The 21,836-nt window shown below is 62.2% G+C and carries 21 protein-coding genes and 1 pseudogene; all 22 read left to right on the plus strand.

Translation table 11 applies throughout. The features are described 5' to 3' along the window. Positions 1-35 precede the first annotated feature (35 nt). Positions 36-1,052, plus strand: coding sequence for an NADH-quinone oxidoreductase subunit B family protein (locus X268_RS34740; RefSeq protein WP_128929510.1), 1,017 nt, complete (start codon positions 36-38; stop codon positions 1,050-1,052). Then, on the plus strand, positions 1,049-2,488 hold the full coding sequence (locus tag X268_RS34745) for a nickel-dependent hydrogenase large subunit (RefSeq protein WP_128929511.1): 1,440 nt from the start codon (positions 1,049-1,051) through the stop codon (positions 2,486-2,488). The genes X268_RS34740 and X268_RS34745 overlap by 4 nt, the downstream gene beginning before the upstream one ends. 210 nt (positions 2,489-2,698) lie before the next feature. Next, positions 2,699-3,790 carry a hydrogenase small subunit gene (locus X268_RS34750; RefSeq protein WP_128929512.1) on the plus strand — a complete coding sequence of 364 codons (1,092 nt, stop codon included), beginning with the start codon at positions 2,699-2,701 and terminating at the stop codon, positions 3,788-3,790. A 29-nt stretch (positions 3,791-3,819) separates the two neighbouring features. Continuing rightward, positions 3,820-5,610, plus strand: a complete 1,791-nt coding sequence (locus X268_RS34755; RefSeq protein WP_128929513.1) for a nickel-dependent hydrogenase large subunit — start codon at positions 3,820-3,822, stop codon at positions 5,608-5,610. Positions 5,611-5,619: 9 nt separating this feature from the next. Then, on the plus strand, positions 5,620-6,363 hold the full coding sequence (gene cybH, locus X268_RS34760) for a Ni/Fe-hydrogenase, b-type cytochrome subunit (protein ID WP_128929514.1): 744 nt from the start codon (positions 5,620-5,622) through the stop codon (positions 6,361-6,363). Positions 6,364-6,379: 16 nt separating this feature from the next. Then, complete coding sequence (locus X268_RS34765; protein WP_128929515.1) at positions 6,380-6,958, plus strand: HyaD/HybD family hydrogenase maturation endopeptidase; 579 nt, start codon at positions 6,380-6,382, stop codon at positions 6,956-6,958. A gap of 26 nt (positions 6,959-6,984) precedes the next feature. Beyond that, positions 6,985-7,281 carry a HypC/HybG/HupF family hydrogenase formation chaperone gene (locus tag X268_RS34770; protein WP_128929516.1) on the plus strand — a complete coding sequence of 99 codons (297 nt, stop codon included), beginning with the start codon at positions 6,985-6,987 and terminating at the stop codon, positions 7,279-7,281. Between the two features lie 253 nt (positions 7,282-7,534). Next, positions 7,535-7,981, plus strand: a complete 447-nt coding sequence (locus X268_RS34775; protein WP_128929517.1) for a thioredoxin domain-containing protein — start codon at positions 7,535-7,537, stop codon at positions 7,979-7,981. Beyond that, positions 7,978-8,841, plus strand: a complete 864-nt coding sequence (locus X268_RS34780) for a hydrogenase expression/formation protein (protein ID WP_128929518.1) — start codon at positions 7,978-7,980, stop codon at positions 8,839-8,841. The genes X268_RS34775 and X268_RS34780 overlap by 4 nt, the downstream gene beginning before the upstream one ends. Beyond that, positions 8,838-9,047: a rubredoxin gene (locus X268_RS34785; protein ID WP_128929519.1), complete on the plus strand. Its 210-nt coding sequence runs from the start codon at positions 8,838-8,840 to the stop codon at positions 9,045-9,047. The genes X268_RS34780 and X268_RS34785 overlap by 4 nt, the downstream gene beginning before the upstream one ends. Further along, positions 9,044-9,553, plus strand: coding sequence for a [NiFe]-hydrogenase assembly chaperone HybE (gene hybE / locus X268_RS34790; protein ID WP_128929520.1), 510 nt, complete (start codon positions 9,044-9,046; stop codon positions 9,551-9,553). Before X268_RS34785 ends, hybE begins: the two co-directional genes overlap by 4 nt. Then, positions 9,550-10,641 (plus strand): nickel-dependent hydrogenase large subunit, encoded by a 1,092-nt coding sequence (locus tag X268_RS34795; RefSeq protein WP_128929521.1) that lies wholly within the window; start codon positions 9,550-9,552, stop codon positions 10,639-10,641. The genes hybE and X268_RS34795 overlap by 4 nt, the downstream gene beginning before the upstream one ends. Then, entirely contained in the window at positions 10,634-10,975 is a 342-nt protein-coding gene (hypA, locus tag X268_RS34800) for a hydrogenase maturation nickel metallochaperone HypA (protein ID WP_128929522.1), read from the plus strand. Before X268_RS34795 ends, hypA begins: the two co-directional genes overlap by 8 nt. Next, a complete protein-coding gene (gene hypB, locus X268_RS34805; protein WP_128929523.1) occupies positions 10,975-11,880 on the plus strand; it encodes a hydrogenase nickel incorporation protein HypB in 906 nt (301 codons plus the stop codon). Before hypA ends, hypB begins: the two co-directional genes overlap by 1 nt. Positions 11,881-11,882: 2 nt before the next feature. Next, on the plus strand, positions 11,883-14,138 hold the full coding sequence (hypF, locus tag X268_RS34810) for a carbamoyltransferase HypF (protein WP_164933597.1): 2,256 nt from the start codon (positions 11,883-11,885) through the stop codon (positions 14,136-14,138). Beyond that, positions 14,138-14,374, plus strand: a complete 237-nt coding sequence (locus X268_RS34815) for a HypC/HybG/HupF family hydrogenase formation chaperone (protein ID WP_128929525.1) — start codon at positions 14,138-14,140, stop codon at positions 14,372-14,374. The genes hypF and X268_RS34815 overlap by 1 nt, the downstream gene beginning before the upstream one ends. Next, a complete protein-coding gene (hypD, locus tag X268_RS34820; RefSeq protein ID WP_128929526.1) occupies positions 14,371-15,513 on the plus strand; it encodes a hydrogenase formation protein HypD in 1,143 nt (380 codons plus the stop codon). The genes X268_RS34815 and hypD overlap by 4 nt, the downstream gene beginning before the upstream one ends. Further along, positions 15,510-16,550, plus strand: a complete 1,041-nt coding sequence (gene hypE / locus X268_RS34825) for a hydrogenase expression/formation protein HypE (RefSeq protein WP_128929527.1) — start codon at positions 15,510-15,512, stop codon at positions 16,548-16,550. Before hypD ends, hypE begins: the two co-directional genes overlap by 4 nt. A gap of 8 nt (positions 16,551-16,558) precedes the next feature. Then, the gene (locus tag X268_RS34830) at positions 16,559-18,259 is read left to right on the plus strand and encodes a hydrogenase maturation protein (protein WP_128929528.1); all 1,701 of its coding nucleotides are present in this window, start codon (positions 16,559-16,561) and stop codon (positions 18,257-18,259) included. Beyond that, positions 18,256-19,710, plus strand: a complete 1,455-nt coding sequence (locus X268_RS34835; RefSeq protein WP_128929529.1) for a sigma-54-dependent transcriptional regulator — start codon at positions 18,256-18,258, stop codon at positions 19,708-19,710. Before X268_RS34830 ends, X268_RS34835 begins: the two co-directional genes overlap by 4 nt. Continuing rightward, entirely contained in the window at positions 19,685-21,046 is a 1,362-nt protein-coding gene (locus X268_RS34840) for a sensor histidine kinase (protein WP_128929530.1), read from the plus strand. The genes X268_RS34835 and X268_RS34840 overlap by 26 nt, the downstream gene beginning before the upstream one ends. A gap of 213 nt (positions 21,047-21,259) precedes the next feature. Beyond that, positions 21,260-21,502: pseudogene (locus tag X268_RS40885) on the plus strand (hypothetical protein); the annotation flags it as partial. Between the last annotated feature and the right edge of the window lie 334 nt (positions 21,503-21,836).

The raw sequence follows: 21,836 nt of genomic DNA on the forward strand, positions 1-21,836 counted from the left end.
GGTCGGCCGAAGCTGGTGGAGCTGGAGGGCAAGTGATGAGCCAATCGAACGGAATGACCAACCTGCTCTGGCTGCAAGGCGCGAGCTGCGGCGGTTGCACCATGTCGATCCTCGAAAGCGGCTCTTCCGGCTGGTTCGACGAACTGAGGCAGTTCGGCATCAACCTGCTGTGGCATCCCTCGGTCAGCGAGGAGACAGGCGAGGAAGCGGCCGAGGTGCTCAACTCCGTGCGCGAGGGCAGGGTGCCGCTCGACCTACTGCTCCTCGAAGGCTCCGTTGCCCGCGGCCCGAACGATAGCGGCCGCTTCAACATGCTCGCGGGCACGGGCCGCTCGATCTACCACTGGATGCTAGATCTCGCGCCGCGGGCGGACTATGTCGTTGCGGTCGGAAGCTGTGCCGCCTATGGCGGGGTGCCAGCCGCCGGCGCCAATCCAACCGACGCGGTCGGGCTGCAATTCGAGGGCGCCGATGCTGGCGGCGCGCTCGGCGCAGGCTTCCGCTCCCGGCTCGGCTTGCCGGTGATCAATGTGGCTGGCTGTGCGCCGCATCCGGGCTGGATGATGGAAACCATTTTGGCACTGACGTCCAAGGACTTGTCAGCGACTGACCTCGACACCTATGGCCGACCGAAATTCGTTGCCAACCATCTTGCTCATCACGGCTGCTCCCGCAACGAGTTCTATGAGTTCAAGGCCAGCGCCGAAACCATGTCCGAGCGCGGCTGCCTCATGGAGCATCTCGGCTGCAAGGCGACTCAGGCTGTCGGCGATTGCAACCAGCGCTCCTGGAACGGCGGCGGTTCCTGCACGAAGGGCGGTTATGCCTGCATCGCCTGCACGTCACCTGGCTTCGAAGACGCGCAGAATTTCCTGGAGACCGCCAAGCTTGCCGGCATCCCAGTCGGCTTGCCGACCGACATGCCAAAAGCCTGGTTCGTCGCGCTCGCGGCGTTGTCGAAATCGGCGACTCCGCGGCGCGTGAGGCTGAATGCGACCGCTGATCATGTGGTGGTGCCGCCCGGCCGCACCACGGCCAAGCGCACGCCATGACGAGGATTACGATCGGCCCGTTCAACCGCGTCGAGGGCGATCTCGAAGTCCGCCTCGACGTCGAAAGCGGCCGGGTCCAGCGCGCCGAAGTGACGGCGCCGCTCTATCGCGGGTTCGAGCAAATTCTGGAGGGGCGGCCACCGCTTGATGCGCTGGTGTTGGCGCCGCGCATCTGCGGCATCTGCTCGGTCTCGCAGTCGGTCGCCGCCGCTGCCGCGCTTCGCCATGCGATGGGAACCGAGGCGGCGCCGAACGGTCTGCTCGCCACTAATATCGCGCACGCGGCAGAGAATGCCGCCGATCATCTTACGCATTTCTACATCTTCTTCATGCCTGACTTCGCCCGTGAAGCCTACGCTTCGCAGGATTGGTACCAGGAGACTCGCGAGCGCTTTGCGGCCACCCGCGGCAGTGCGGCGCGCGATGCGCTGCCGGCGCGGGCGCGGCTGCTCGAGACTATGGGAATCATTGCTGGCAAATGGCCACACAGCCTTGCCTTCCAGCCGGGCGGCGCGACGCGCGCGATCGAACTCGGCGAGCGCGTACGGCTGTTGTCGATCGTGACCTCATTTCGCACGTTCCTTGAACGTACAGTGTTCGCCGATACTCTAGAGAACATGCTGTCGCTCTCGACCGCAGACGAGCTCGACCGCTGGCGCGCGGGGCGCAGCGGTGATTTCGCTCATTTCCTCAGGCTTGCCGACAGCCTCGCGCTCAGTGAGCTCGGCAAGGGACCGGGCGTGTTGATGAGCTATGGCGCCTATCAAGGCGCCGATTGCGGACTGTTCCCGCGCGGCATTGTTGGTCCAGACATGGTTGTGGAGCCGTTGCCGCTGAGTCAGATCAGCGAGGACGTTTCCCATGCATGGATGCGGGATTGCTCCTCCGATCCTGCGCACAGCAACACCGTACCTGATCCCGACAAGGCAGGCGCCTATAGCTGGTGCAAGGCGCCGCGGCTTTCGGGCCAGCCGGTCGAGGTCGGGGCGATTGCGCGCCAGACCGTGGCCGGGCAAGCGCTGATAGCCGATCTCGTCGCCCCAAGCGGCACCAATGTCCGCAACCGTGTGATCGCCCGGCTGATCGAGACTGCGCGCATCGCACTTGCGATGGAGCAGTGGACCCGCGCGCTACGACTTTCGGAACCGTTCTGTGCTCCCTCGCAGGAGATGCCCGACGGGGCATATGTCGGTCTCGTCGAGGCCGCGCGCGGCAGCCTCGGGCATTGGGTGGCGGTGCGCGGTGGAAAGATCGAGCGCTACCAGATCATCGCGCCGACCACCTGGAATTTTTCACCGCGCGATTCCCTCGGCGTGGCAGGCCCTCTGGAACAGGCGCTGGTCGGCACCGATGTGGGCGAGGCTGGCGCACGTTCCGTTGCGGTTCAGCATGTCGTGCGCTCGTTCGATCCTTGCATGGTGTGCACTGCGCATTGAAACGGGCTCGGCGGCGTAAACCTCGTTACCGCCTGCAAATCGAATTGTTTCCGCTTCTTTCGTGCAGTGCCGCTCGATCTTCGCGTCTTGCACAATTCAGATCTCGCAACCTTTTGACATTCCTCTAATTTCATTTTGCGCCACGCAGTTGGCCTGCTTCTTGCTGTCCCTAAGCGTCATTGAAAGCCAAAGCTGACGGCGGGAGGATTTATGGGCACGGCGACGGAAACATTTTACAGCGTGATCAGGCGGCAAGGCATCACGCGTCGAAGCTTTCACAAGTTCTGCAGCCTGACCGCGACGAGCCTCGGCCTCGGCCCGCTGGCGGCGAGCCGCATCGCCAATGCGCTCGAGACCAAGCCGCGTGTGCCCGTGATCTGGATGCACGGTCTCGAATGCACCTGCTGCTCCGAGAGCTTCATCCGCTCCGCGCATCCCCTGGTGAAGGATGCGGTGCTGTCGATGATCTCGCTAGACTACGATGACACGATCATGGCGGCCGCGGGCCATCAGGCGGAAGCGATCCTCGAGGAGACCCGTGCCAAGCATAAAGGTCAGTACATTCTGGCCGTTGAAGGTAATCCGCCGCTCAACGAGGGCGGCATGTTCTGTATCGACGGCGGCAAACCATTCGTCGAAAAGCTGAAGATGATGGCCGAGGACGCGATGGCGATCATCGCTTGGGGCGCTTGCGCGTCCTGGGGCTGCGTACAGGCGGCAAAGCCCAATCCGACCCAGGCCACACCGATCGACAAGGTCATCACCAACAAGCCGATCATCAAGGTGCCGGGATGCCCCCCGATCGCCGAAGTGATGACCGGCGTCGTCACCTTCATCACCACCTTCGGCAAGCTGCCCGAGCTCGACCGCCAGGGCCGGCCTAAGATGTTCTACTCGCAGCGCATCCACGACAAGTGTTACCGGCGCCCGCATTTCGACGCCGGCCAGTTTGTCGAGGAGTGGGACGATGAGGCGGCGCGCAAAGGCTACTGCCTCTACAAGATGGGCTGCAAGGGGCCAACGACCTATAACGCCTGCTCAACCGTGCGCTGGAACGGGGGGGTCTCATTCCCCATCCAATCGGGACACGGCTGCATCGGCTGCTCAGAGGACGGCTTTTGGGACAAGGGCTCGTTCTACGATCGCCTCACCAACATCAAGCAGTTCGGCATCGAGAAAAACGCCGATCAGATCGGCATGGCGGCAGCGGGCGCCGTGGGTGCGGCGGTGGCCGCGCACGCCGCCGTCACTGCGGTAAAGCGGCTTGCCAGCAAGCGCGAAGACGCCGGCCACAACAGCTGATCAAAAGACACATTAGGGTAGAAACGATCATGGGTATCCAGACTCCCAACGGCTTCAATCTCGACAATTCCGGCAAACGCATCGTCGTCGATCCCGTGACCCGCATCGAGGGACACATGCGGGTCGAGGTCAATGTCGACGCCGACAACGTGATCCGCAATGCCGTATCGACCGGCACGATGTGGCGCGGGATCGAGGTGATCCTGAAGAACCGCGACCCGCGCGATGCGTGGGCATTTACCGAGCGGATCTGCGGCGTCTGCACCGGCACGCACGCGCTGACCTCGGTGCGCGCGGTCGAGAACGCGCTTGGGATCACCATCCCCGAAAACGCAAACTCGATTCGCAACCTGATGCAGCTCGCACTTCAGGTGCACGACCACGTCGTCCATTTCTATCACCTGCATGCGCTCGATTGGGTCGACGTCGTCTCCGCACTCTCGGCCGATCCGCGCGCGACATCAACGCTAGCCCAGTCGATCTCGAGCTGGCCGCTGTCCTCGCCGGGATACTTCAAGGATCTGCAGACCCGGCTCAAGAAGTTCGTCGAGTCCGGACAGCTCGGTCCGTTCAAGAACGGCTATTGGGGCAGCAAAGCCTACAGATTGCCGCCCGAGGCCAATCTGATGGCGGTCGCGCATTATCTGGAGGCGCTCGATTTCCAGAAGGAGATCGTCAAGATCCACACCATCTTCGGCGGCAAGAATCCGCATCCAAACTGGCTCGTCGGCGGCGTGCCCTGTCCGATCAACGTAGATGGGACAGGTGCTGTCGGTGCCATCAACATGGAGCGGTTGAACCTGATCTCCTCGATCATCGACCGCATCATGGAATTCAACGAAATGGTCTACCTGCCTGACGTGGCCGCGATCGGTTCGTTCTACAAGGACTGGCTCTATGGTGGAGGCATTTCGGGTCAGAACGTGCTCGCCTATGGCGACGTGCCAGAACATGCCAACGACTATTCAGCCAAGAACCTGAAGCTGCCACGAGGCGCCATCATCAACGGCAATCTCTCCGAGGTGCTTCCGGTCGATCACGCCAATCCCGACGAGATCCAGGAGTTCGTGGTCCACTCCTGGTACAAGTATCCCGACGAAACCAAGGGCCTTCATCCTTGGGATGGCATCACGGAGCCGAACTACGAACTCGGACCCAATGCAAAGGGTACCAAGACCGCGATCGAACAGCTCGACGAAGGCGGCAAATATTCTTGGATCAAGGCGCCGCGCTGGAAGGGACATGCCATGGAGGTCGGCCCGCTCGCGCGCTGGGTCGTCGGCTATGCGCAGAACAAGGCGGAGTTCAAGGATCCCGTCGACAAATTCCTGAAGGATCTCGATCTACCAATGTCGGCGCTGTTCTCGACGCTCGGCCGCACCGCGGCGCGCGCGCTCGAATCTGTTTGGGCCGGACGCCAGATGCGCTATTTCCAGGACAAGCTCGTTGCCAATATCAAAGCCGGCGACAGCTCGACCGCGAATGTCGACAAGTGGAAACCGGAGAGCTGGCCGAAGGAAGCCAAGGGCTTTGGCTTCACCGAGGCCCCGCGCGGCGCGCTCGCGCACTGGATCAAGATCAAGGAAACCAAGATCGACAACTACCAGTGCGTGGTACCGACGACCTGGAACGGCTCGCCGCGCGATCCGCAAGGCAACATCGGCGCGTTCGAAGCCTCGCTCATGAACACGCCGATGGTTAATCCCGAGCAGCCGCTCGAGATCCTGCGCACGATCCATTCCTTCGATCCGTGCCTTGCCTGTTCGACGCACGTCATGAGCCCGGACGGCCAGGAACTCGCCAAGGTCAAGGTCAGGTAGGAGGCGGCCATGATGGATGCAATTGCTCCCCCGGTGGAAAGCGAGCCGGACCTGACGGCGATCGCGGCCGATGCTGCTGGCGAGCATGCGGTGGGCCGGCCCACCGTCTATGTCTACGAAGCGCCGGTGCGCATCTGCCATTGGGTGAACGCGTTCTCGATCATCATCCTGATGGTCACCGGGTTTCTGATCGGGACGCCGCTGCCGGCGGTCGAGGGGGAGGCGTCGGCCAACTTCGTGATGGGCTATATGCGCTTCGCCCATTTCGCGGCGGGGCAGGTGCTCGCGGTGTTCTTCCTCGCGCGTATCCTGTGGGCCTTCACCGGCAACCACCATTCCCGGCAGATCTTCTATCTGCCGGTGCATCGCCGGCAATTCTGGAAGGAAGTCTGGCACGAGATCCGCTGGTACGCCTTCCTGGAACGTCAGCCGAAGATGTATGTCGGGCACAACCCGCTGGCGCAGACCGCGATGTTCACGGGCTTCACGTTGTTCGTGACCTTCATGATCGTGACCGGCTTTGCGCTCTATTCGGAAGGAGAAGGCATCGATAGCTGGCAGCACAAACTGTTCGGCTGGGTGTTCTCGATCTGGCCGAACAGCCAGGACGTTCACACCTGGCATCATCTGGGCATGTGGGCGCTGGTCGTGTTCGTGATGGTACACATCTACGCTGCGATCCGCGAGGACATCATGTCACGCCAGAGTATCATCTCCTCGATGATCTCGGGCGAACGGCAATTCCGTGACTGAAACTGGAACGATCTCGATGTTGAACGCCCCAAACGACGACCACATCTTGGTGCTCGGCATCGGCAACATCCTGTGGGCCGATGAAGGCTTTGGCGTGCGCGCGGTGGAGGACTTCCCCCGCCGCTACGCCGTGCCTGATAATGTCACGATTCTCGATGGCGGAACGCAGGGGCTCTATCTCGTCAACTATCTGGAGGACGCTGATCGCTTGCTCGTGTTCGATGCCATCGATTATGGTCTGCCGCCAGGCAAGCTGAAGCTCGTGCGCGGCGACGAGGTGCCACGCTTCACCGGCGCGAAGAAGATGAGTCTGCATCAAACCGGCTTCCAGGAGGTGATCAGCGCAGCCGACCTGCTCGGCCGCTGCCCGAAGCACCTCGTCCTGATCGGCTGCCAACCGCTCGATCTCGAAGACTGGGGAGGTCCATTGACGGCGTCCGTACGCGATCAGATCGCACCGGCCATCGAGCTTGCCTGCAAAGTTCTGGCCGAGTGGGGCATCGAGGTGAAGCTGCGCGATACGCCGTTGGCAGACTCCGAGCGCCTGCTCGCCAACGACATCGACCATGCGAGTTACGAGATGCGGCCGGCCTGACCGCCGGAGCGTGCCGGAGAAGACGGATGTGCCTTGGACTGCCGATGACTATCGTCGAGACCGATGGAATTTCGGCTTTGTGCGAGTTTCGCGGCGAGCAACGCCGCGTCTCCGTGCTTCTGCTCTCGCATCCTCCGGCCGGTGCCCACGTGCTGGTCTACATCGACACGGCGATCCGCCTACTTGAGAAAGAAGAAGCGTGCCTGATTGCGGCTGCCATCGACGGTCTCGGTGCAGCGCTCGACGGCAACGATTTCGACTGCTTCTTCGCCGATCTGATCGACCGCGAACCGCAATTGCCTGCGCACCTCCTGACTGATTAAGCGGGTTGTCATCCTAGAATGACTTGGCCGGCTGACCTCAGCCGCTGGCCGAGGTGCTCGCCGGAAGACAAGTTTCTAGTCTGGAAAGAAGGCTTTCGTTTGTAGTGGAAAGTAGCTTATCATTCGCATCCACTCGGCTTGATGGCGTTGAAAATAGATCAGTGAATTCAACTACATAAATCCTGACTGTCCCTGGCACGCAGCTTGCTAACACTATCCCGATCAGAAAGATAAGTCTGTTTTGGGAGGTCAAATGGAATTCCAGGTAGGACGGCATGATCTCAGTCGGCATGGCCTCAATGAGGTCGATGTCGCGACCGTCGATCATTTTCTTAAACATGCCGACCAAGCCGGTGCTGTCGCCGTGCTGCTATCGGCGGGTAATCCCAACCGTTTTCCGGAGGCCATTGATGTCGCCGTAGTGCTGCCTGAGCTGGTTACGGCGTTCGGAGGCCGCCTGCGCGCCGCGATCATTGCACCCCATGCCGAAGAGGCGCTTGGCGAACGTTTCGGGGTGCGAGTGCAGCCGACCCTTATCTTCGTGGCCAAGGGCGAGACGCTGGGGCTGATCGCCAAGATCCAGGATTGGTCAGTCTATGTCGACCGCATCACTAAGCTGATCGACCGCCCGCGCGGGCAAAGCGCAGCCATTGCCGTTACCATTGTTCCCCAGCATCGCGCAAAAGGTGTCGAGCTATGAAGGTCGGATTCTGGGATGCGCCGGAAGGCGCCGAGCAACCCGTCAGCGTGTTCCCTATCGGAGAAGAGAGTCTCAATGCCTCAAGTGGCAGCCTGACGGCGGCCGGCGCACTCGCAAGACTCGCAACATTAGACAGTGTCGAGCTCGCTAAGAACTGCCCCAAAGCCGTCACGCTGCTCTCCAACATCGCGGAGGCCATTGCAGGTCAAAGGGCGGACGCACCCTCGCAACTGTTCCGGCTCGGCAATCTCAACGATCTCGAAAGCAAGCTCGTCGCCGATGTTCTCGGCGAGGGGGGGGTCGGCGGCGTCGTAGCGCTGCCGGACGGATCGCTGGCGCAGATTCAAGAATCGGTGCTCGCAGGGATCTGGCGTGTCAGGATCGAAACTGACGCGGCTTCCGAATATATTGAAGTAGGCGCTGTTCCCGAGATCGTCAGACGCGCAGCAGCCGATCTGACAGCCGCCGATTTCGAAATCGGACAGGCCCCTGAAGGCGCCATGAACGTCCTACCGGTGCTCGCCGAGATCCGCGAGCGGGCGCTAGCCTGGCGTCCTGGCATCCGCTCGCAGATCATCAATTTCACTCTGTTGCCGATGAGCCCGGTGGATATGAGCTTTTTGCAGGAGACTATTCGGAACGGGCCGATCCAGCTTGTCTCGCGCGGCTATGGCACCTGTCGGGTGCTGTCGACTGGCATTCGCAATGTCTGGTCGGTGCAGTTTTTCAACGCCATGGACACCATCATCCTCGACACGCTGGAAGTTGGCGGGGTACCCACGGTTGCGCTTGCTGCAGACGAAGATTTCGAGGATTCCGCCGAACGGCTCCAAGAAATCATTGAGGCATATTTCAAATGAGCGCCTTTGAGAACTTTGGCGTGCGCCAAGACGTCACTGAGGCTGCGCGGCTTGAATGCGGCATCTGTTGGACCGTCTATGATCCGGCCGATGGTGATGCGGTGGCGCAGATCGCACCCGGCACACCGTTCTCACTTCTGCCGGAGGAGTGGCGATGCCCCAACTGCGACGCCCCGAAATCGAAGTTCATGGCGATCGAAACATGACTGCCAGCGCGCCAAGCTCTCCCAGCGACGCCGACGCGGTGACATGGGGCGAGCTATTGGCAGGAATGTATCGCCAGATCGGCGAGCGCGCGATGCGCGATTTGCCAATCTACAACGAGGCCCTCGATGTTGAGGCCATTGGTTTCCGTCGCTTCGAGGGAACGTTTGTCGGCATCATGGTCACTCCTTGGTTCATGAACGTGGTGATGCCGGCGAGCGCCGCTGGGGATAGGTCGGGCGCGACCGTGCGTATTCGCTTTCCAGCCGGTGATATCGAATTTACCCTCAGCGAGGTGCAAATGGGCCGCATCGCTAGCTGCTCGCTGTTCTCGCCAATGTTCCAATTTGCGGACATGGCATCGGCGCGAGCAACGGCTGACGCCGCTCTTGCCGAGCTGATGCTGCCGGCCGACAGCGAGGAGGCGGTCCGCCGGCGCGAACCACCGACGACCCCGATTGATCGTCGGAGCTTCCTGCGCGGTACCTTGACGGAGCGGCCGGGATGAGTCGCCCCTTTCGAAACGAAATTGACATAATGGTGTGGCTCACTGGTACCACAATTTCGGACGTTGCTATCCGGCCACGGAGCCGGCCTCCCCTGACGAGGCTGTTTGCCGGAAAGCCGGCAAGCGCGCTCATCCCTGTGCTGCCGCGCCTGTTCTCCTTATGCTCGGTCGCCCACCAAGTGGCCTTCCTTTCAGCAATCGAGGCGGCGCAGGGGCTGGAGACGATCAAGCCGATAGCGATGCATCGTCTCACGGCCGTTGTCGCCGAGCGCTTAACTGAATTGATACGCGGCCTGTTCGTCGCAGGCCTCGAACTCGATCAGGAGAGCGCACCCGCAGTGCGAAGCATGATACAGGCGAGCACCACTCTCAGTGGTGCGGTTGAAACCGTGCCAGATACCGTGCGCCGCGATGTCATTGCACACGTCAAGGCTGCGCTCCGCGCGCTCGGAGTTTCGGGTGAACACCAGCCTCCGGCGCCAGGCAGCGTACTTTCCACCTATCTGACGCGCTGCGATCGTGAGGTGATGTCATTGCCGGCGGCCGACCAATTCTTTCTGACCCCCGCTGACGATCTTGAGATCGTGACGCGCCTCATGGCTGAAGGGACGGCTTATTCCGAAGCGCCGGAACTCTGCGGGAAGGTTCCGGAAACGGGCGTCTGGGCGCGGCGGGCGCAGCGCGAACAGATTTTGTCCTTAAGTGCTAGCGGCGCCGCGCGCGTGAGAGCGCGCATCGACGAGATCGCCCGGCTCACCTGTTGGCTGGACGCCAGGCGGGACGCTCCCGATAATGGCGTCGTTGCGAGCTATCGGCTCGGCGAGCGCCGGGGCGCAGCGGCAGTGGAATGCGCCCGAGGCCGGCTCCATCACGCGGTTAAGCTCGATGAGGAAGGACGTATCGTCGGCTTCGAATATATCGCTCCGACCGAGTGGAATTTTCACGAACGCGGACCGCTGGTGCGAAGCCTCAAGGGCGCGCTCCTCTCCGCCGGCCGGCAGGGCCAAGACGCGGTGCGGACACTTGTCGGGGCGTTCGACCCCTGCGTCGGATTCAGCGTCAGCTTCCGCGAGGCCAGCCATGCATGAGATGGCCTTGTGCGAGGGCATCATCGGGATCGTCGAGGAAGAGGCGCGCAAGCGCTCGTTCTTGCGAGTGAAGGCGGTGTGTTTAGAGATCGGTGCGCTCAGCCATGTCGCGCCGGACGCAATGCAATTCTGCTTCGAGGCCGTCGCGGCGCGGACCATCGCGCAAGGCGCAAGACTCGAGATCATCGCGACGCCGGGCACGGCCTGGTGCATGGCCTGCTCGCAAAACGTCGAGATCAAGCAGCGCTACGAGCCGTGTCCATCCTGCGGCAGCTATCAATTGCAGGTCACCGGCGGCGAAGAGATGCGTGTGAAGGAACTGGAGGTCGACTGATGTGTACGGTCTGCGGCTGCAGCGACGGCAAAGCGTCCAACGAACATACGCATGATCATAATCAGGATCACGAGCACGCTCATGGAGGTCATCATCACCACCATGGCCCCGGTCACCATCACCACCACCATCACGACGGAAGCCACGATCATGGGCCTGGCGATACGGGCCTGCTCGACTGCAGTGCAGACGCCGCCGGCCAACAGATCGCGGGCATGAGCAGCGATCGCATCATCCAGATCGAACGCGATATTCTCGGCAAGAACGACAGACTCGCCGCCGACAACCGCGCTCGCTTCCGTGCCGACGGCGTGCTCGCCTTCAACTTGGTTTCGAGCCCCGGAGCCGGCAAAACCTCGCTGCTAGTCCGCACCGTCAGTGAGCTGAAGGACAGTTTCCCGATCGGCGTGATCGAGGGTGACCAGCAAACCTCCAACGATGCCGAGCGCATCCGCGCAACCGGCGTGCCGGCGATCCAGGTCAACACCGGAAAGGGCTGCCATCTCGACGCGGCCATGGTCGGTGAAGCCTATGACCGGCTGCCCTGGCTGAACGGTGGGGTCGTGTTCATCGAGAATGTCGGTAATCTCGTCTGTCCGGCGGCATTCGACCTCGGTGAAGCCTGCAAGATCGTGGTGTTCTCGACCACCGAAGGCGAGGAAAAGCCGCTGAAATATCCGGACATGTTCGCTGCCTCCGCGCTTATGCTGATCAACAAGATCGATCTTGCGCCCGTGCTCGATTTCGACCTCGCCAGGACCATCGAATATGCGCGGCGGGTCAATCCCAGGATCGAGGTGCTGACGGTGTCGGCGCGCACCGGCGAAGGCTTCCTGGCCTTCTATGCCTGGCTCCGCAAGCGGGCTTCGAAGGCGAAGCCGGCCGAGATGACGGCAGCGGAGTGAGGATGAGCGACAAGGCCACAGCGCGGGACGGACAGCGGCTGCGCCTGCATGTGCGTGGCGCCGTGCAGGGCGTCGGCTTTCGTCCCTACGTCTATGGTCTCGCCACCCGCTATCGCCTCGGCGGCTTCGTCGCCAACGATCCGAACGGCGTTCTTATCGAAGTCGAAGGCGAGCGGGCGTCCGATTTCGTCGCCGCGCTGCCACTGGAAAAGCCGCCGCTTGCCAGGATCGACGAGATCTCGGTTCAGCCGATCGGCGCCGCCGCCACCGAGGAGTTCTCGATTCGCACCAGCGAGCAGGGTAGGGTGTCGACGCGCATCGTCGCGGACGCCGCGACTTGCCGGGAATGCCTGAGCGAGCTGTTCGATCCGGCAAGCCGATTCCACCGCTATCCCTTCATCAACTGCACGCATTGCGGTCCGCGCTACACCATCGCCGAGCGGCTGCCCTATGATCGTCCGGCCACCGCAATGAAGCGCTTTGCGATGTGCGCAGCCTGTGCCGCTGATTATGCTGACCCCGGCAGTCGCCGCTTCCATACCGAGGCGATTGCGTGCCCGCGATGCGGGCCGCGGCTCAGCCATGGCATCGCCGAGATCGCCGCCGCCGTCGCGGGCGGCAAGATTGTCGCGATCAAGGGCCTCGGCGGTTATCAGCTCATCTGCGATGCTCACAATGATGCGGCCGTGCGGCAACTGCGCCTGCGCAAGCAGCGCGATCAGAAGCCCTTCGCCGTCATGGTCGGTACGCTGGAGGCAGTCGCCGAGTTCGCCGAGGCCGACGCTGTCGAACTTGCGCTGCTCGAGTCACGGCCGCGGCCGATCGTGTTGCTGACGTCGCGCGGGCGCCTTGTGCAGTCAATCGCGCCGGAGCTGGCGCGCATCGGCATCATGCTGCCGGTCGCACCGCTTCACCACCTGATTTTCGATGCGCTGAATGCGGCGCATGCGCCGGTCGGCGAGAGCTGGGCGATTGTCGCGACCAGCGCCAATCTCAGCGGCGAGCCGCTGCTGATCGATAATCGCGAAGCGGAGCAACGACTTGCCGGCATCGCCGATCTCATCGTCACGCATGACCGCGACATCGTCACCCGCGCCGATGATTCCTTGGCTGCGGTGGTCGCCGGACGGCCCCAGTTCATTCGGCGTGCGCGAGGCTATGTCCCGGAGCCTGTCCGGCTTGCGCGCTCGGTGGCGCCCCTGCTTGCCGTCGGCGGAGCGCTGAAGTCGACGGTGGCGGTGACGCGCGGCAACGAGGCCTTTGTCTCCCAGCACATCGGCGACCTCGACACCGCAGAAGGCATCCGATTCTTCGAGGAAACTGTGGACCATCTGCTGTCTACCCTCGACGTCGAGCCTGTCGCCCTGATCCACGACTTGCATCCGAACATGGCATCGACCCGTTTCGCCGAGGCACGCGGGACCAGGCTGATCGCGGTCCAGCACCATCACGCCCATGCGGCCTCGGTGATGGCGGAGCATGGCATCGCAGGTCCGGTGCTTGCCTTAGTGCTTGACGGGTTCGGCTACGGCAGCGACGGCGGCAATTGGGGGGGCGAACTGCTTGCCTGTGAAGGCGCGCGGTTCCGGCGGCTCGGGCATCTGGCGCCGCTGAAGATGCCGGGCGGCGATCGGGTCGCGCGCGAGCCGTGGCGGATGGCCGCCAGCGTGCTGCACGCGCTTCGGCGCGGCGATGCGATTGCGTCTCGCTTTGCGGCACAGCCGCAGGCCGCGCGCCTATCGGCTCTGCTCGAACAACCCGGTATGCCCACGACGACCAGCGCCGGCCGGCTGTTCGATGCGGCCGCAGGGCTGCTCGGGGTCTGCACCGTACAAACCTACGAAGGCGAGGCTGCCATGAAGCTAGAGGCGCGGGTCCGCGAGCCGCGCGTTGTGTCCGGCGGCTGGGTGATCGAGAATGGCGTGCTGTCGCTGCTCCCATTGCTCGACCGTCTGGTGGTCGATGCGCCGGATCCCACCGACGGGGCCGGGCTGTTTCACGGCACCTTCGCTGCCGCTTGCGTCGATTGGATCTCCCAAGCGGCTCGTGAGACCGGACTTGAGACCGTCGCCTTGAGCGGCGGCTGCTTCCTGAACGCCCGCCTCAGCACCGGGATTTCGCGCGGTTGCATCGCTGCCGGGCTCACCCCGCTCTTGCCGCGCCAACTGCCGCCGAATGATGGCGGCCTAAGCCTGGGTCAGGCCTGGATCGCGGGGCTGCAACTTCTCGAACACCAAGGCTTAGAAGGAACCGCCTGATGTGTCTTGCCATACCCGCCGAGGTGACAAAGCTCCTGCCTGACGACATGGCCATTGTGTCCATCGACGGCGTCAGCAAGGAGATCTCCGTCGCGCTCATCGAGGATCTCGCCATCGGCGACTACGTGATCATCCATGTCGGCTACGCGCTTACCAAAATCGATCCGGAAGAGGCGCAACGGACGCTGGAATTGCTGCACGAGCTTAGCGCCGAGGCCCTGGGAGCCATGCCATGAAGTATGCCGACGAGTTCCGCGACAAGGAGATCGCGCTCGGGCTTGCGAACGCGATCCAGTCCGAAGCAGATCCGCAGCGCCCCTATCGCTTCATGGAATTCTGCGGCGGCCACACGCATGCGATCTCGCGTTATGGCCTGGAGGACATGCTGCCTAAAAACGTGCGGATGATCCACGGTCCGGGTTGCCCGGTTTGCGTACTGCCGGCGGGGCGCATCGACATGGCGATCCGACTGGCCGAACGGCCCGAAATCATCTTCTGCGTCTATGGCGATCTGATGCGCGTGCCGGGCTCGCAAGGCGCCTCGTTGCTGAAGGCAAAGGCGAAAGGCGCCGACATCCGCATGGTCTATTCCACCATCGATGCGCTCAGGATCGCCGAGGAGAATCCGCAGCGCCAGATCGTATTCTTCGCCATCGGCTTCGAAACGACGACGCCGCCCACTGCGGTCATGATCCGTTTGGCCGAAAAGAAGCAGCTCGCCAATTTCAGCGTCTTCTGCAACCACGTGCTGACGCCGCCGGCGATGCAGAACATCTTGGAGAGCCCGGATATTCGCAACATCGGCCGGGTCGAGATCGACGGCTTTGTCGGACCTGCGCATGTCTCGACTATTATCGGGACGGCTCCTTACGAGTTCTTCGCGGAAGAATTCGGCAAGCCGGTCGTGATCTCGGGCTTCGAGCCTCTCGACATGATGCAGGCGATCCTGATGCTGGTGCGGCAGGGCAATGAGAACCGGCACGAGGTCGAGAACCAGTACAGCCGCGCTGTAAAGCGTGACGGCAATCTGCGCGCCAAGGAGGAGGTCTCCGACATTTTCGAGCTGCGCGACCAGTTCGAATGGCGCGGGCTCGGGCAGGTACCCTATAGCGGCCTGAAGCTGAAGCGCGCTTTCGCGAAATACGATGCCGAAGCGCGCTTCGACATGAAGGAGCTCCGCGTTGCCGACAATCCGGCCTGTGAATGCGGCGCCATCCTGCGCGGCGTGAAGAAACCGGTCGATTGCAAGCTGTTCGGCACGGTCTGCACGCCGGAAACGCCGATAGGGTCTTGCATGGTCTCGTCCGAGGGCGCCTGCGCTGCGCACTGGACCTATGGCCGCTTCCGCGACCATCAGCAGAGGCGGGCATCATGAAGGCCCATCAACGCAAGCTCGACATCAAGAACGGCTGCGTAGACCTGTCCCACGGCTCTGGCGGCCGCGCGATGGCACAGCTGATCTCGGGTCTTTTCCACTCGGCCTTCGGCAACGAATGGCTGGCGCGCGGCAATGACCAGTCGGCCTTCGATGTCGCAGCCGGACGCATGGTCATGACGACCGACGGTTACGTGGTCTCGCCGCTATTCTTCCCGGGCGGCAATATCGGCTCGCTCGCCGTGCACGGCACGGTCAACGACATCGCCATGGCCGGCGCGCGGCCGCTCTACCTCTCGGCGAGCTTCATCATCGAGGAGGGCTTTCGCTTCTCCGACCTGAAGATGATCGCGGAATCTATGGGCGAGGCGGCGCGCGCGGCCGGCGTCCATATCATCACGGGCGATACCAAGGTGGTCGAGCGCGGCAAGGCCGACGGCCTCTTCATCTCGACCGCCGGCGTCGGCGTCGTACCCGATGGCCTCGATCTATCCGCCGAGAAGGCTCGCGTCGGCGATCGCGTCCTGATCTCCGGCACGCTCGGGGACCACGGCGTCGCTATCATGTCGAAGCGGCAGAACCTCGCCTTCGAGACCGAGATCGTCTCGGACTCAGCCTCGCTGCATGATCTCGTGGCAAAGATGGTCACCGCAGGCGGAGAGGGCATCCGCCTGATGCGCGATCCGACCCGCGGCGGGCTAGCCGCCGCGCTCAACGAGATCGCCCAGCAGTCTGGCCTCGGCTTCCGTGTGCAGGAGGAGGCGATCCCAGTGAAGCCGGGCGTGGCCGCGGCCTGCGAACTGCTGGGCCTCGACCCGCTCTATGTGGCCAACGAAGGCAAGCTGGTTGCAATTGTGGCCCCGGAGGCGGCCGCTGCCGTGCTCGCGACGATGCGCGCGCATCCGCTCGGCTGTGATGCGGCCGACATCGGCGAGGCCGTGGCCGACGATCACCATTTCGTGCAGATGGCGACGAGCTTTGGCGGTGGCCGGATCGTCGACTGGCTGTCGGGCGAACAACTGCCGAGGATCTGCTGAGGCCGGTCATGCGCATCCTGCTTCTCACGCACTCCTTCAACAGCCTGACGCAACGGCTCCACGTCGAGCTCAGGGAGGGCGGCCACGAGGTCTCGGTCGAGCTGGATATCCACCCCGACGTTACGCGCGAAAGCGTGGCGCTGTATCAGCCAGATCTGGTGATCGCGCCGTTCCTCAAGCGCGCAATCCCCGAAGATGTCTGGCGTAGCGTGCGCTGCCTGATCGTCCATCCCGGTCCGCCCGGCGACCGCGGTCCGGCGGCGCTCGACTGGGCGATTCTGGAAGGTGTTTCCAATTGGGGCGTGACTGTGCTTCAGGCCGACGGCGGGTTCGACGCTGGTCCGATCTGGGCTTTCAGAACCTTCCCGATGCGGTGCGCGGCTAAATCCAGCATCTACCGCAACGAGGTCACGACGTGCGCGGTCGCGGCGGTGCTCGAAGCCATTGCAGCAATCGAAGCCGGACAGCCGACACCGTCGCCGATGCCTGCCGATGATCCCCGCATTCGGGTGCGCGGGCCCTGCCGGCAGGCCGACCGGATGATCGATTGGCAGCACGACACGAGCGAGACCGTCCTGCGCAAGATCCACAGTGCAGACGGAATGCCGGGCTTGGTCGACAGCTTGTTCTTCAAAGATGTCAGGCTGTTCGACGCCCACGAGGCGCGCGGCATCTCCGGTGTGCCCGGAACCATTGTGGCGCATTGCGATGGAGCCTTGGCCCGGGCCACGGTCGATGGTGCCGTCTGGATCGGCCATGTGCGGCAGCTTGTACCGAAAAGCCTGAAACGATCCGCAGCAAAGGTCTTTGCGGAGCAGGCGATGCCCCTGCCGTACCGACCCGATTGCGGCTATGCGCCCATACGATATCGCGAGCAGGGCGAGGTCGGCGAGTTGCAGTTTTCCTTTTACAATGGCGCCATGGCGACCTCTGACTGCGAAGCGTTGTTGAACGCCTACCGAGCTGCGCTGGCCCGCCCAACCAAGGTGCTTCTCCTGACCGGTGGACGTGATTACTGGTCCAACGGCATTCACCTCGCCGAGATCGAGGCGGCTGACAGCGCTGCGGACGAGTCTTGGCGCAACATCAATGCGATCGACGATCTTGCGCACACTGTCATCGAGACCACCGATCGGCTCGTCGTTTCCGTCATTCGCGGCAACGCCGGGGCGGGAGGGGTATTTTTAAGTCTCGCTGCCGACGAGGTCTGGGCGAGCGATCAGGTCGTCCTGAATCCACATTATAAGGACATAGGCAATCTCTTCGGCTCGGAATACTGGACTTATCTGCTGCCGCGCCGCGCGGGTGCAGCGAACGCCCCCCGGATCACGCAATGCCGCCTGCCGATGGGCGTGGCAGAGGCGGGGCGCCTTGGCATCATCGATCGTGCTCTGTCGGGCGGGGAGCTGGCGGAGGGCCGCCTCATGAGCCTTGCCGCGAGCATGGCGGCGGATGAACGCTTTGCGACGCGTCTTGCTGACAAGCAGCGACGTCGCGCAGCGGACGAAGCCCACAAGCCCTTGCAGGCCTATCGCGACGAGGAGCTGCGGCGGATGCGGCTTAATTTCTACGGATTCGATCCGAGTTACCACGTCGCCCGCTACAACTTCATTCACAAGGTGCCGAAGTCGCGCACGCCACTCACAATCGCACCCCATAGGTCGCCTCGCGCGCTCGACAAATCTACCCGCATGGCGGTGCGCATATGAGCTTCCAGGGTACTATTTTGGTAGTCGACGACGAGGTCAGGTCACAGGAGGCGCTACGCCGCGTCCTCAACGAGGATTTTGAGGTACTCTGCGCCGGCAGCGCAGCAGACGCTGAAAAGCTGCTCGAAGGGGAGATCGTCCACGCCATCATCTGCGATCAGCGCATGCCGCACGAATCCGGCGTCAGTTTCCTCAAGCGGGTGCGCGAGCTCTGGCCCGATCCGGTTCGCATGATCATCTCCGGCTATTCGGAATCGGACGACATCATCGCAGGGCTCAATGAGGCGGGCATCTATCAATACATCACGAAGCCCTGGCAGCCGGACCGGCTGATCGACATTGTCAAGGAGGCGGTCCAGCTCTATCGGCTTCAGAAGGAGACAGAGACCGCAGGGGTCGACGTCAAAGCAACGCCCGAGCACATCAAGAGGGTCGTTTCGGTCAAGCGCGGCGCAGCTAAGCATCTCTATGACTTCAACCGAATTGTGCACGCCCCGGACAGCCCGATGCATGCGGTCATTGAACTCGGCCGGCGGGCGGCCGAATACGACATCTCCGTGCTGATCACGGGCGAATCCGGAACCGGCAAAGAGCTGCTGGCACGCGCGATCCACTACGGCTCAGCCCGAGCCGGTAAGGCTTTCGTCGTTGAGAACTGTGGGGCGCTGCCTGACGAGCTCCTCGAAAGCGAGTTGTTCGGGTGTAAGAAGGGCGCTTTCACAGGCGCCTACCAGGATCGCATCGGTCTGTTCGAAGTTGCCGATGGCGGTACCATCTTCCTTGATGAAATCGGAGAGACCTCGCCGGCGTTTCAGGTGAAGCTGCTCCGCGTGCTGCAGGAGAGCGAGATCCGTCCGCTGGGCGCGCAACGTGTAAGGAAAGTCGACGTCCGTGTGGTGGCAGCCACCAATCGGGATCTTGAGGCCGAGGTGGAGGCGGGCCGCTTCCGCCGTGATCTCTATTACCGGCTGGCGGCGTTCCCGGTTCACATGCCGGCGCTTTGGGAGCGGCCGATGGATATACCCTTGATCGCAGAAGGAGTACTGTCTCAAGTCAAGACTTCCTTCAACCGGCCAGGTCTGCGCTTTGCCTCCGCTGCTCTTGAGGGCTTCGTCAAATACCTTTGGCCAGGGAACGTGCGCGAACTGCAGAACGAGATCCAGCGTATGGCCGTGCTGGCTGACTCGGACGAATTGCAGGCTCCCACGCTGCTCGGCCGGCGCAACGGCAGGCGGACCGCCACGGGGGTCATACAGAACCTGAACGGCGCAGCGAGCCTGAAGGACAGGGTGGAGGATCTGGAGAAGTCGGTTATCATCAACTCCCTGGAGAAGTATGAGGGCAATATCAGCCGGGTTGCCAGCGAGCTCGGCCTGTCCCGGGTAGGCCTGCGGAACAAGCTGTCCAGGTATGATTTGAGAAAAAATGGCAAAGGCGACGCATTCTCCTGACGGATCCGACTCGCTGCTCAAGTTGATCAGCGATCGCGGTGCTATCGAGTTCGACCACGAGCGTGAGGGCGCTTGGATCGAAGTCATCCGCAAGATGGATGAGGTTTATTCCGACCTATTGCGTTATGAGGTCGATCTGGAACACAAGAATGCCGAGCTCGAGGAAGCTCAAGCATTTGTCACCAACGTCATCGAATCTGTCTCTGATATCCTCATCGTTTGCGACGCGAAAGGCCAGATCCAGCAAGTCAATTCCGCTTTACAGCGCACGCTTGACCGCGCCAATGACGAAATCGTCGGCTGGAGGATGGCAGACATCATTGACGCTGCCGATGGCGCCAAGCTCATGTCGCTCCTCAAGCCTCGGAGCCCGTCCGAGGTTGTGGATGGGGAACTCCGTTTCTTGACCGAAGGCGGCAGCTCAGACCTGTTCGCAATCAACAGCTCGCCCCGACACGACCATCGGGGCCGCTTCATTGGCGTGGTTCTGACTGGAAGGCCTATCGGCGAGCTTCGCCGAGCCTATGAAGCATTGCACACGGCTCATCAGGAGCTACAGCGAGTGCAGCGTCAATTGGTAGAACAGGAGAAAATGGCAAGTCTCGGCCGACTGGTGGCCGGTGTCGCTCACGAACTTAATAATCCCATCAGCTTCGTCTATGGAAACGTGCACACCTTGATGCGCTATCGCACGGCGCTGACATCCTACCTTGATGCCGTCCACGGCACATCGATAAGCTCCGAAGCTGCAGCCTTGAAGAAAAGCCTCCGCATTGACGCCATTCTAGAGGATCTCGGCCCGCTCCTGGACGGGACAATGGAAGGCGCCGTGCGCATTAGCGAAATTGTAAAAAACTTACGCCGGCTTTCCCTCAGCAAGCTCGGGGAGTTTGATCGCGTCAACATCGAGCCTCTGATCAACACCGCCGTGCTCTGGGCAGTCCGCACGAAGCAGGTTCGCCTCGACATTCACATGGACATCGAGGCGGATCTTTGGACTTGCGGGAATGAAGGGCAGCTCCACCAGGTTATCGTAAATCTCGTCGAAAACGCAATTGACGCGACGCGCGGCACTCAGGAGCCACGGCTAAAGATATCGGCTCGCCGCAATCAGAACGAGATCCTGATTCGTTTGTCCGATAACGGGCCCGGGATCGAACAGCACAACATAGGTCGCATATTTGAGCCGTTCTTTACGACCAAGCGCGTTGGAGAGGGCACCGGGCTCGGCCTTTGGATCAGCTACGGAATCGTGCGCGAACATGGTGCCGAACTGACTGTTGTCAACGCACCAGAGGGAGGGGCAATATTCTCCTTCGCTCTCCCGGCGGCGTAGAGTTAGTCAGGGCTGCGACGGTTCGGCGCCGCTTCCGCCCTCAGGGCTTCTAATTTACTCGCTAGCGCGAGGTTCGGCCGCTGGCCAGGCTGTCGGCCAAGCCGGATGCGGAGGCTGTCGGCGCGAGATTAACGATCTCGACGTCCTGGAGCGCTAGCGCGTACGACCACATTCGACGTTCTCGTCAACAAGGCCGGTCAGTCGCAGCGTAGCAACATCCTAGACCTTGCGTCTGACGAAATCCACGCGCTGCTCGACGTCAATCTGCGCGCGGCACTGCACGTGAAACGGCTGATCGTGACAAGAATGCCGATGCGCGCCGCTACGTGGTTGACGTCTGGTCGGTCGCTGGCCACTACGCCTTTCCAGAACGCCCTGGCTTTCTTCATCCCTAGCCATCATGCCACCAAGGCCAGCGTATTGCGCGTTCGCGGGCTGAGCCCCGTTCTTTACTGATCTCGCGCTCGCGTCACCGAGATCTCGCCCGGTCGTGTGGCGACAAGCATCTTTAAGTGCGTTCGATACACTTCAACTCCGAGGACATCGCCCATGCCGTTGCCATCGCGCAGGTGTCACGGAAAGAGCACCTCCCTTTCCCGCTCCGGAGCTCTAATAATGGAGACCGCCATCGAGACTGCCGCTCAGCGGTTCGCGAGGCCCCGCAACGCACAATCAATGGATGGCGCGTTTTGTCCTAGCATGGGCCATTTTTTGTGCTGAGGGTCGGCCTATGCCTTGGATGCATACTGACCTTGATAGAATGAATTTGATCCAAAATAGCCCGCCCCTT

It is taken from the genome of Bradyrhizobium guangxiense, from assembly GCF_004114915.1.
In the GTDB taxonomy this organism is placed as follows: Bacteria; Pseudomonadota; Alphaproteobacteria; order Rhizobiales; family Xanthobacteraceae; genus Bradyrhizobium; species Bradyrhizobium guangxiense.